We start from the raw sequence: 10,527 nt of genomic DNA, 5'->3' as shown, positions 1-10,527 counted from the left end.
GCCGGCGCCCCCAGGCACCCGCACCCGCACCTCCACGGCCGCGTCCTTCCCGAGCACCACGCGCCCGGGCGTCGCCTCCACCTCCGGCGGTTCCGCCCGCGCCACGGCGGCACCCAGCATCAGCAGGCAGACAGCGAAGTGGAGCGGCGGACGCATACGGGAAACCCAGTGTCCCAGTTGACCGCCGCTCCGGCCTCCGGGTCAATCCCCGGAAGGCAGGGAAGTCTCAGCCGCCAGGTCTTCCTCCGGAGGAGGCTCGGCCATGGGCTTGTCCGCGGGCCCCGCCTGCCGGGTCGTGGGCGGGCTGAAGGTGGGCCTGTCCACCGGAGCGCCGCCCCGGCCGTGCACCAGCGTCTTGGTGTCCGAGCGGAAGGTGAGGTCCACCTTGTCGCCGCGCACCGCGGTCACCAGGCCCACGCCGAACGTCGGGTGGTGGAGCACCTGATCCACCCTGTAGGTGTCCTTGGGGCTGTACTTGGGAGCGCTCGCGAGGTCCTTGCCCGCCAGCTGCTCGTCGAAGGAGATGACCACCTTCTCCGCGCGGGGCGTGCCGGACGCGGCGCGCGGGGCCCGGGTCGAGGGCCGCCTTGGGGCGGTCCGTGACGCCCGCCGCGCCCCGGAACGCGTGATCACCGCCGCAGGTGTTGCAGCGGACGCGCACGATCTTCGGACCCACCATCGCGAGGATGGTGTGCGCCAGATTCATCTTGCAGCGGGTGCACTGGGCATCCACCTCGCCGCCGACCTTCAGAGTAGCCATGCTGTCGTGTCGCTCTGGCCCGGCAACTCCCCCAAAAGGGCGCGCCGGGCGTGGAAAGTAAAGAGGGCCGCGGAACATAACGGCCGACCCCAGGCGGAGGAAGCCCCATCGCATCCCACCGTCGCGCCGCGTGGGAGCCCCCCTGGCGACCAGCCGATGGAGGTGGGGGTGGGATGGGGCGGCGCTGGAGTTCCCTTGTGCCGCCGTCCGGAGCACGTAGAGTCGCCCGCCTGAGCGCATGACCACCGAGACCCCCAGCAAACCCAACCGGTTCACCGGCGCCTTCACCCAGTCGGTGGAGGGACTCGGCAAGGGCATCATCGACGTCATCAGCAGCATTGGCGGCGTGGTGTCCCTGGGCCTGGACGTCTTCCGCTGGAGCGTGCGCCGCCCGTTCCGGCTGCAGAACCTCTTCACCCAGCTGGACTTCGTGGGCGTGGGCTCCATCTTCATCGTGGGGCTCACCGGCACCTTCACCGGCATGGTGTTCGCCCTCCAGACGTCCACCGCGTTCGCCCTGTTCGACGCGGAGAGCCTGGTGGGCCCCACCGTGGCGCTGACGCTCACGCGCGAGCTGGCCTCCGTGTTCGCCGCGCTGATGGTCACCATGCGCGCCGGCTCCGCCATGTGCACGGAGCTGGGCACCATGCGCGTCACCGAGCAGGTGGACGCGCTGGAGACCATGGCCGTCAACCCGGTGCAGTACCTGCTGGTGCCCCGGGTGCTCGCGGGCCTGTTCATGGTCCCCGCGCTCACCATGCTCTTCAACACCACGGGCATGACGGGCGCCTACGTCGTCGCCGTGTTCGGCCTGGGCATCTCCCCCGGCACGTTCCTGTCGCGCACCCAGCAGTGGATGGCCCCGGCGGACATCTACGAGGGCCTCCTCAAGGGCGCCATCTTCGGCCTCTCCGTGGCCCTCATCTGTTGCTACAAGGGCTTCAACGCGTCCGGCGGCGCCAAGGGCGTGGGCCAGGCCACCACGGAGGCGATGGTCTCCAGCGCGCTGGCCATCTTCATCCTCGATTTCATCGTCGGCATGATGATGCACTGATGGGCCCCCCGACTCCGCCATCGTCCGAGTCCACCGGCGCTACCGCCGGAGCCTCGAAGGCGATGATCCAGATCGTGGACCTGCACAAGACGTTCTCCGGGAACAAGGTCCTCACGGGCATCAACCTCACCGTGCCCGCGGGCAGCACCTGCGTCATCCTGGGCGGCTCCGGGTCCGGCAAGACGGTGCTGATGAAGCACATGATCGGCCTGCTCAAGCCGGACAGCGGCCAGGTCATCGTGGACGGGCAGGACATCGTCCCCATGAGCGTGCAGGCCCTGCAGCAGGTGCGCCGCAGCTTCGGCATGGTGTTCCAGGCCGCCGCGCTCTTCGACTCCATGACGGTGTTCGAGAACGTCGCCTTCCCGCTGCGCCAGCACACGAAGCTGTCCGAGGACGAGATCCGCGAGCAGGTGCGCAAGCGCCTGGACCTCATGGGCCTCAAGCGCGAGGTGGAGGGCCGCTTCCCCGCGGACCTGTCAGGCGGCATGCGCAAGCGCGTGGGCCTGGCGCGCGCCGTGGTGTTGAACCCCAAGGTCGTCCTCTACGACGAGCCCACCACCGGCCTGGATCCCATCACCACGGACTCCGTGGACGACATGATCCTCACCGCGCAGAAGGAGCTGGGCGTCACCAGCGTGGTCATCAGCCACGACATCGCGTCCGCCTTCAACGTGGCCAACCAGATCGCCTTCCTGTCCAAGGGCGTCATCGTGGAGAACGGCCCGCCGGAGCAGCTGCGGGAGTCCCAGCACCCGGCCGTCCAGGTCTTCCTCCAGACGTGGTTCGGCAAGAACTGATAGGACCCCGGGGCGGGGAAGGCGGTCCCCCCAGGGTTCCAGCCCTTCATGAAAAGCTGGCAGCCGGTAGGCAAATCGTTAGAGTCGCGCGCGGCCGGTGGTAGCGGTGGTAGCGCTCGGAGTCACATCAGGTGAAGAAGCTCGTCACGCCCTTCCGTGTTGGCCTGTTGGTCCTCGCCGCCGGGGGCTTCCTCATCACGTTCGTGCTGTTCGCCACGAAGGGCGGGCTGAGCGACCGTGACTCCACCCGGGTATGGGCCTACTTCCGGGACGCGTCCGGGCTCGCGGTGCGCGGCCGGGTGCAGATCGCCGGCATCCCCGTGGGGGAGATCAGCGACATCAGCCTGGAGGGCACCCGGGCGAAGATCTGGCTGAAGATCCGCAAGGGCGTGGACATCCGCCAGGACGCCGCGATCACCAAGCGCTCGGAGTCGCTGCTGGGCGACTACCTGCTGGACCTGAACCCCGGCACGGAGCAGGCGCCGGAGCTGGAGGACGGCGGGCAGATCCGCCGCGTCATCGACACCCAGGGCGTGGAGGCCGTCTTCGAGTCCCTGTCGCAGATCACCTCCGACATCCAGCAGGTGACGGGCGCGCTGCGCGAGGTGCTGGGCGGCGAGAAGGGCGCGGGCAGCCTGGAGCGCATCGTGGAGAACCTGGTCCGCCTGTCGGACTCGGTGGACGCGACGGTGCGCCGCAACACGGACCGCCTGGACACCATCATGGCGAACGTGGAGGGCGTGTCCGCCGACGTGCGCGCCCTCACCCAGGGCAACGGCGCGGAGGTCACCCGCATCGTCACCAACGTGGAGCGCATCACCCAGGACGTCCGCGAGGTGCTGGGCACCGTCAAGAACATCGTGGGCAGCGGGGAAGGGGAGCTCAAGGAGAGCGTCTCCAGCCTCAAGCAGACGCTGGGCCGGCTGGACAACACGCTCGCCAACCTGGAGGACATCACCCGCAAGGTGAAGGACGGCGAGGGCGCCGCGGGCGCGCTGCTCACCGACGAGCAGCTGGGCCAGCGCCTCAGCGAGGCCGTCACCGACGTCAGCGAGTTCGCCACCCGCCTCTCCACCCTCCAGACGGAGGTGGGCCTGTTCAGCACCTACCTGGTGTCCCAGGGCGCGTCGAAGAACGGCCTGTCGCTGCGGCTCATCCCCAAGCCGGACAAGTACTACCTGCTGGAGATCATCGACGACCCGCGCGGCTCCGTCAGCACGCAGGTGGTGCAGACCAACCCGCCGTCGGACGGGGACCCGGTCATCCAGACGCAGAAGGTGACCAAGGAGTCCTTCAAGGTCAGCCTCCAGTTCGCCAAGCGCTACTACTTCACCACCCTGCGCGTGGGCCTCATTGAATCCACGGGCGGCGTGGGCGCGGACCTGCACCTCTTCGACGACGCGCTCACCCTGAAGATGGACGCGTTCAACTTCACCGCGGACGAGCTGCGCTACCCGCGCCTGCGCGCCACGCTGAAGGCCCAGGCCTTCGACCACCTGTTCGTCCTGGCGGGCATGGACGACATCCTCAACGCCAGGCAGCGCGACGCGGCCACCCGGCGCCTCATCGCCGGCCGCGACTTCTTCTTCGGCGCGGGCTTCTTCTTCACCGACGACGACCTGAAGGCCCTCATCGCCACCACGGGCGTCCCCACGTTCTAGGCTGTGTAGTCCTTGACGTTGCCGGGAAGGTGTCGTACCCGGCACGGGCACGGGGTTTCCCCTGGAATTCGCCGTGCCCTGACGCGAGGCCGTACCCGCGCCGGGTCACCCCCAGGAAGATGCCTTCATGTCTCTGCTCGTCGTCGGTTCAATCGCGCTGGACTCGCTGGAAACGCCCTTCGGCAAGAAGGAGGACGTGCTGGGCGGGTCGGCCACGTACTTCTCCACGACCGCGTCCTTCTTCGGCCCCGTCCAGCTGGTGGCGGTGATTGGCGAGGACTTCCCGGAGGCGCACCTCCAGTTCCTGCGCGGGCGCGGCATCGACCTGGAGGGGCTCACCCGCGAGGCCGGCCGCACCTTCCGCTGGAAGGGCAAGTACGGCTGGGAGCTCAACGAGGCGCAGACGCTGGACACCCAGCTCAACGTCTTCGAGTCCTTCTCCCCCAACCTGCCGGCCGCCTACCGGGAGACGCCCTACGTCTTCCTGGGCAACATCCACCCGGAGCTCCAGTCGCGCGTGCTGGACCAGGTGAAGGCGCCCAAGCTGGTGGCCGCGGACACGATGAACTTCTGGATCCAGGGCAGCCGCCCCGCGCTGCTCAAGACGCTCCAGCGCGTGAACCTGCTCTTCATCAACGACGCGGAGGCGCGCCAGCTGTCCGGCGAGCACAACGTGGTGAAGGCCGCCCGCGCCATCCTGGCCATGGGCCCCTCCCGCGTGGTCATCAAGCGCGGCGAGCACGGCGCGCTCCTCTTCGACCAGGACCACATCTTCGCCTGCCCGGCGTTCCCCCTGTCGGAGGTGTTTGATCCCACCGGCGCGGGTGACACCTTCGCCGGCGGCTTCATGGGCACCCTGGCCAGCTCCGGCGCCGCGAGCAAGGTGGATCAGCAGCTGTTGCGCAAGGCCATGGTCATGGGCAGCGTGATGGCGTCCTTCACCGTGGAGAAGTTCAGCCTGGAGCGCCTGCGCGAGGTGCAGCGCCCGGAGATCCACGCCCGCTTCGCCGAGTTCAAGAAGCTCACCCACTTCGACGACCTGGGCCCGCTGGGCGGGTAGGGGAGTTCAGGAAGGGCATGCGGCCCGGTGTGGAACTTGACGGGCCGCACCCACCCTCCCTAGGCTCGACCGGACGCAGTGGATGAATAAATCCGGTGCGGACGTCCTTTTTCAGCGCCGACGTGGCCGGGAAGGTTCCGCGTCGGGAGGTCCCCCGGGTTGAGCGAAAATCGAAAGCACGCGCGGGTCGGCACCCTCCTGCGCTGCTGGTGCGAGGGTGAGAACGTGACCCTGTTTGCACGCATCGCCAACCTGAGCGAGGGAGGTCTCTTCCTCAGGACGAGCACCCCGCTGGCGGCGGGGACGCGGGCGCAGGTGCGGCTCACCCAGCAGGCGACGGACACGCAGTTGCAGGCGCAGGCCACGGTCGTCTGGTTGCGGCAGGACGAGCAACCCGCCGGCCGGCCCCCGGGCATGGGCCTGAGATTCGAAGCGTTGGACGCGGACGCCCTGACGAGTCTGCGGCGCATCATCTCCCAGTCCCAGCAGCAGACCCCCCGATAGGGCTCCCATGCGCATCGCCGTCATCTCCGACATCCACTCCAACATCGAGGCCCTCACGGAGGTGCTGAGGGTGGCGGAGCACCAGAAGGTGGACCGGTTCGTGTCGCTGGGGGACATCGTCGGGTACGGGGCGTCCCCCAACCCGTGCTGCGACCTGGTGCGCTCGGTGGCCGAAATCACCTTGCTGGGCAACCACGACGCCGCGGTGGCGGGGCGGATGGACTACTCGTACTACTACGACGCCGCCCGGCACGCGCTCGACTGGAGCGCCAACGTCATCTCCGACGAGAACCTGGCCTGGCTGCGCAGCCTCCCGTACACGTACCGCATCGGCGAGGTGGGCTTCTGCCACGGCTCGCCCATCGACCCGAAGGCGTACGAGTACATCTTCGCGCTGGAGCAGGCGCGGGAGCTGACGCCGTACGTGGCGGAGCTGCCGGAGGTGACCTTCATTGGCCACAGCCACCTGTGCCGCGCGTTCGCCATTGGCAACGGCGAGGTGAACGACGTGGTGGCCCAGAAGTTCGTGCTGCGCAAGGGCTACAAGTACATCGTGTCCGTGGGGAGCGTGGGGCAGCCGCGCGACTACGACAACCGGGCCTGCTTCGTCATCTGCGACACGGACGCGCGCACGGTGGAGTACCTGCGCGTGGAGTACGACATCGAGACCTCCGCGCAGAAGATCTTCGACGCGGACCTGGCGCTCAACTTCGGCAAGCGGCTGTTCCTGGGCGTCTAGGCCGTCCGAGCCGCATGGCGCGGCGCGTGCGGAAAAGCGGCGCGGCCGGACGGAAGGTGGCATAAACCGGGGCCGTGCGCCCCCAGGTCCCCCGTCCGAAGCGGCCCTTCATGGGCCTTGGCCTCGCAGCCCTCCTCTTCGTCTCCGGGTGCAGCCGCGCCCCCGCGCCGCCCTCGCCCGAGTTCGAGCAGGCCAGCCGCCGGTGGACGGCGCTCTACGCCCAGAAGCTGGACGAGGCGTACCTGGACCCCTCCATCGGGGAGATTGAGGCGCAGCTGCAGCGCGTGCCCACGGACAGCGTGGACTCCGCCGCGTCCCAGTCCCTGCTCCAGCGCATCCAGCAGGGCCGCACGCGCATGCAGGCGGCCCAGGAGGAGAAGCGCCGCGCGGTGGCCAACGCCCGCACGGTGCCCACCCTGGACCCGTCCTCCACGAACATCCCGCGCCGGCCCGAGCCCGAGGCAGCGGAGCCGGCGGACGCCGGCCTGGGGGACGCCGGCGTGATTGCCGGGCCCCAGATGGGCACCCCGGCCTCCGAGCTGGTGGCGGGCTTCCAGGGCTGCTTCATCCGCTCCGTGCCCGTCACGGTGGAGGGGCGGGGGATGCGGGACACCTGGCAGCTGAGCGACCGGGCGTCCTGCCAGCTGGAGTACCCCAGCCACCGGGACACCTCGCTGGTGATTGAAGACGGGCGCGTGCTGGCGCTGTTACCCAGGAGCGCCATGCGCACCGTGCGCCGTTATGAGGACGGCGGCACGGCGCCCGCGAACGATGGCGGGCGTTGAACCTCTCTCTTTCAAGAGCTGACGACCTTCGATGAACGAACAGACCTTCATGAAGTTGATGCGCGTGCTGCCCAAGTCGGCGGTGTCCTCCGTGGTGGGCCTGGCCACGCGCCTGCCCGCGCCCGCGCCGGTGCACCACTGGGCCATGCGCACCTTCGCCAAGGCGTACAACGTGGACATGGAGGAGGCGGAGCACTCCTTCGAGAAGTACCCGACCTTCGCCCAGTTCTTCACCCGCGGCCTCAAGCCGGGCCTGCGCCCGGTGGACGGCGGTGAGAAGGTCGTCGTGTCGCCGGTGGACGGCCGCGTGTCCCAGGTGGGCTACTCGGACAACGGCCGCTGCCTCCAGGCCAAGGGCATCGAGTACACGGTGGACGAGCTCTTGGGGGACTCGCAGGCCGCGAAGCCCTTCCACGGCGGCGCCTGGACGACGCTGTACCTGTCGCCGCGCGACTACCACCGCATCCACGCGCCGCTGGGCGGCACCATCACCGGGTACGCGTACATCCCGGGTGAGTTCTGGCCGGTGAACCCCGCGTCGGTGAAGAACAAGCAGTCGCTGTTCTGCGTGAACGAGCGGCTGGTGACGTACCTGGACACCGTGGCCGGCAAGGTGGCGGTGGTGAAGGTGGGCGCCACCTGCGTGTCGCGCATCAAGGCGTCCTACGAGGACATCACCACGCACATCGGCCAGCCCGGCAAGGTGCACCGCTACGGCGCGGGCATCCCGGTGGAGAAGGGCGGCGAGCTGGGCCGCTTCGAGATGGGCTCCACCGTCATCCTCTGCTTCGAGCCCGGGCGCGTGCGCTGGGACGACAGCATGCAGCCGGAAGCGGTGGTGCGCATGGGCACGCGCATTGGAGTCATCACGTGAGCCAGAAGATCAACGGCGTGAAGGGGATGAACGACCTTCTGCCGGGCGAAATCGAGGTCTGGCAGTTCGTGGAGTCCACCGCGCGCACGCTGTTCGGCCGCTTCGGCTACGGCGAGGTGCGCACGCCGATGGTGGAGGACACCGCCCTCTTCGTGCGCAGCGTGGGCGAGGAGACGGACATCGTCGGCAAGGAGATGTACACCTTCGAGGACAAGGGCGGCCGCAGCCTGTCCCTGCGTCCGGAGGGCACCGCGCCCGCGGCGCGCGCGTACATCGAGCACTCGGTGAACAACCAGGAGCCGGTGACGCGCTGGTTCTACATGGGGCCCATGTTCCGCTACGAGCGGATGAAGACGGGCCGCTACCGCCAGTTCTCCCAGATTGGCGCGGAGGCCTACGGCGCGAAGGAGCCCGCGCAGGACGCGGAGTTGATGGACGTGGTGGTGCAGTTCCTGGAGGCCCTGGGCCTCACGGACGTCACCCTGAACATCAACTCGCTGGGCGACGACAACTGCCGGCCCGCGTACCACGCGAAGCTGGTGGAGTACCTCAACGCGCACCGTGACGAGCTGTGCGCGGACTGCCAGCAGCGGCTGGAGCGCAACCCGCTGCGCGTCCTGGACTGCAAGAACGAGAAGTGCCAGGCGGTGGCCGCGGCCGGGCCCAACGTGCTGGAGTTCCTGTGCGAGCCGTGCCGCGCGCACTTCACGGACCTGCAGCGCAAGCTGGGCGTGCTGGGCATCAAGTACGTGGTGAACCACCGGCTGGTGCGCGGCCTGGACTACTACACGCGCACCGTCTTCGAGTTCATCGCCTCGCACCCCGCGCTGGGCACCGCCAGCACGGTGGGCGGCGGCGGGCGCTACGACAAGATGATGAAGGGCCTGGGCGGGCCGGACGTGCCCGCGGTGGGCTACGCCATGGGCCTGGACCGGCTGGTGCTGCTCCTGAAAGAGGGCGGCAAGACGTTCACCCAGCAGCCGGACCTGTTCATCGCCGTGGCGGACGAGGGCTCGCAGGACGCGGGCCTGGCGCTGGCCAGCCGCCTGCGCCGCGAGGGGCTGAAGGTGGACTTCGACACGCGCGGCGGCAGCCTCAAGAGCCAGATGAAGCGCGCGGACAAGTCCGGCGCCCGCTTCACCCTGGTGCTGGGCGAGCAGGAGCGCCAGAGCGGCCAGGCGAAGCTCAAGCCCATGGCGGGCGGCGAGCCCGTCCCGGTGGCCCTGGACAACGTGGCCGCCACCGTGCGCGCCCAGCCGCAGGCCCCGGCCGCCGCTCCCGCTTGCTGATCCAACACCCCCTCCGGCATGACGCGCCTGGCTGGAGGGGAGGGGGGCGGCCTGTCTTCCCTGAAAACCCGGGAGTAAAGGTGTTAAGCATCGTAAGTCCTGGGAATCGCTGGGGGAGTGAAGGCTTGGAGATTCGCGGAGGTTGAGAGGTTGGGGTACATTGCTTCGTCAATGTCGAGCGCTCCCCAGCCCGCCTCCGTGATCGATGGCCCGCGTTGGATCCCCGTGGCCGGGGACAGCATGTGGCCGTCGTTGCGCGCGGGGGACGTGGCGGAGGTGGAGCCGCTGGTGGAGGCGCCGCGCCCGGGTGAGGTGGTGCTGGCGCGCTTCGAGTCCTCGCTGGTGCTGCACCGGGTGCGCTGGTGTGACGGCAGCTTCTGCGCGCTTCGCGGGGACAATGGCGGCGCGGAAGATCCGCCGCTGCCCCTCTTCCGTATCCTGGGGCGGGCCCGGCGGGTGCGCCGGGGCGGCGCGCTGCTGGACGTGGAGCGCTGGGACGTGGGGCCGCGGCGCGTGGGGCGCTGGCGCGCTGACGGTGAAGCGCCAGGTGGCCGCGTGGTTGGGAAGGACGGGCCGCGCATGAGCTTCCAGGAGGGCAGCGTTCCCCGGCGGCGCGCGGGGACCTCGGGGGAAGGCTTTGGCGCGGACTTCCTGGTGCTGGACGCGGAGGGGCGCACGCTGCGCGGGCTCAACCCGACGGCGGCGCGCATCTGGGCGCTGTGCGACGGACAGCGTACGGCCCGGGCGGTGGCGGAGCAGGTGGCCGCCGAATTTTCGACCGACGTCGGTCCAGTGCTGACCGACACGCTGCGCTTCCTGGCGGAGCTTCAGCGGCGGGGGCTGTTGGACGAAGTGCGCGCGCCGGCCGGTGCCGCGCCTCTGGAGGACACATGATGCGGGCGCTCGTGGCGGTGCTGGCGGGTGCGGTGGTGCTGTCGGCGTGCTCGGAAGGGGTGTCCCCCCTGCCACCGCCGGCCGTGACGCCGGGGCCGGGCCGCGGC

General features: G+C 69.6%; 11 protein-coding genes. 10 read left to right on the top strand and 1 reads right to left on the bottom strand.

The features are described 5' to 3' along the window. Positions 1–201 precede the first annotated feature (201 nt). Complete coding sequence (locus ACLEQD_RS27805; RefSeq protein WP_410388060.1) at positions 202–531, bottom strand: hypothetical protein; 330 nt, start codon at positions 529–531, stop codon at positions 202–204. Between the two features lie 467 nt (positions 532–998). Here ACLEQD_RS27805 and ACLEQD_RS27800 point away from each other — a divergent pair, with 467 nt between their 5' ends. The 10 genes from ACLEQD_RS27800 to ACLEQD_RS27755 all read left to right on the top strand — a co-directional run bounded on the left by ACLEQD_RS27800 (position 999) and on the right by ACLEQD_RS27755 (position 10,420). Next, positions 999–1,814, top strand: a complete 816-nt coding sequence (locus ACLEQD_RS27800) for an MlaE family ABC transporter permease (protein ID WP_410388059.1) — start codon at positions 999–1,001, stop codon at positions 1,812–1,814. A gap of 62 nt (positions 1,815–1,876) precedes the next feature. Beyond that, on the top strand, positions 1,877–2,614 hold the full coding sequence (locus ACLEQD_RS27795; RefSeq protein WP_410388064.1) for an ABC transporter ATP-binding protein: 738 nt from the start codon (positions 1,877–1,879) through the stop codon (positions 2,612–2,614). Between the two features lie 131 nt (positions 2,615–2,745). Beyond that, entirely contained in the window at positions 2,746–4,275 is a 1,530-nt protein-coding gene (locus ACLEQD_RS27790; protein WP_410388057.1) for an MlaD family protein, read from the top strand. A 127-nt stretch (positions 4,276–4,402) separates the two neighbouring features. Beyond that, a complete protein-coding gene (locus ACLEQD_RS27785) occupies positions 4,403–5,335 on the top strand; it encodes a PfkB family carbohydrate kinase (protein ID WP_410388055.1) in 933 nt (310 codons plus the stop codon). A 159-nt stretch (positions 5,336–5,494) separates the two neighbouring features. Beyond that, positions 5,495–5,839 carry a TIGR02266 family protein gene (locus tag ACLEQD_RS27780; RefSeq protein WP_410388053.1) on the top strand — a complete coding sequence of 115 codons (345 nt, stop codon included), beginning with the start codon at positions 5,495–5,497 and terminating at the stop codon, positions 5,837–5,839. Between the two features lie 7 nt (positions 5,840–5,846). Beyond that, the gene (locus tag ACLEQD_RS27775; RefSeq protein WP_120526312.1) at positions 5,847–6,578 is read left to right on the top strand and encodes a metallophosphoesterase family protein; all 732 of its coding nucleotides are present in this window, start codon (positions 5,847–5,849) and stop codon (positions 6,576–6,578) included. 110 nt (positions 6,579–6,688) lie between these two features. Continuing rightward, on the top strand, positions 6,689–7,363 hold the full coding sequence (locus ACLEQD_RS27770; RefSeq protein WP_410388051.1) for a hypothetical protein: 675 nt from the start codon (positions 6,689–6,691) through the stop codon (positions 7,361–7,363). A gap of 31 nt (positions 7,364–7,394) precedes the next feature. Further along, positions 7,395–8,237: an archaetidylserine decarboxylase gene (asd, locus tag ACLEQD_RS27765; RefSeq protein WP_410388050.1), complete on the top strand. Its 843-nt coding sequence runs from the start codon at positions 7,395–7,397 to the stop codon at positions 8,235–8,237. A gap of 26 nt (positions 8,238–8,263) precedes the next feature. Next, complete coding sequence (gene hisS, locus ACLEQD_RS27760; RefSeq protein ID WP_410388062.1) at positions 8,264–9,526, top strand: histidine--tRNA ligase; 1,263 nt, start codon at positions 8,264–8,266, stop codon at positions 9,524–9,526. Between the two features lie 225 nt (positions 9,527–9,751). Continuing rightward, positions 9,752–10,420: a PqqD family peptide modification chaperone gene (locus tag ACLEQD_RS27755; RefSeq protein WP_410388048.1), complete on the top strand. Its 669-nt coding sequence runs from the start codon at positions 9,752–9,754 to the stop codon at positions 10,418–10,420. Positions 10,421–10,527 lie beyond the last annotated feature (107 nt).

This window comes from Corallococcus sp. 4LFB, assembly GCF_046520365.1.
Classification (GTDB): Bacteria; Myxococcota; Myxococcia; order Myxococcales; family Myxococcaceae; genus Corallococcus; species Corallococcus caeni.
This window is presented reverse-complemented; position numbering and strand designations above follow the sequence as displayed.

What these genes read in the sequence shown, in the direction of transcription:
- ACLEQD_RS27800 (WP_410388059.1), top strand. Translation starts at nt 999, where the DNA reads ATGACCACCGAGACCCCCAGCAAACCCAACCGGTTCACCGGCGCCTTC.
- ACLEQD_RS27795 (WP_410388064.1), top strand. Translation starts at nt 1,877, where the DNA reads ATGATCCAGATCGTGGACCTGCACAAGACGTTCTCCGGGAACAAGGTC.
- ACLEQD_RS27785 (WP_410388055.1), top strand. Translation starts at nt 4,403, where the DNA reads ATGTCTCTGCTCGTCGTCGGTTCAATCGCGCTGGACTCGCTGGAAACG.
- ACLEQD_RS27775 (WP_120526312.1), top strand. Translation starts at nt 5,847, where the DNA reads ATGCGCATCGCCGTCATCTCCGACATCCACTCCAACATCGAGGCCCTC.
- ACLEQD_RS27770 (WP_410388051.1), top strand. Translation starts at nt 6,689, where the DNA reads ATGGGCCTTGGCCTCGCAGCCCTCCTCTTCGTCTCCGGGTGCAGCCGC.
- asd (WP_410388050.1), top strand. Translation starts at nt 7,395, where the DNA reads ATGAACGAACAGACCTTCATGAAGTTGATGCGCGTGCTGCCCAAGTCG.
- hisS (WP_410388062.1), top strand. Translation starts at nt 8,264, where the DNA reads ATGAACGACCTTCTGCCGGGCGAAATCGAGGTCTGGCAGTTCGTGGAG.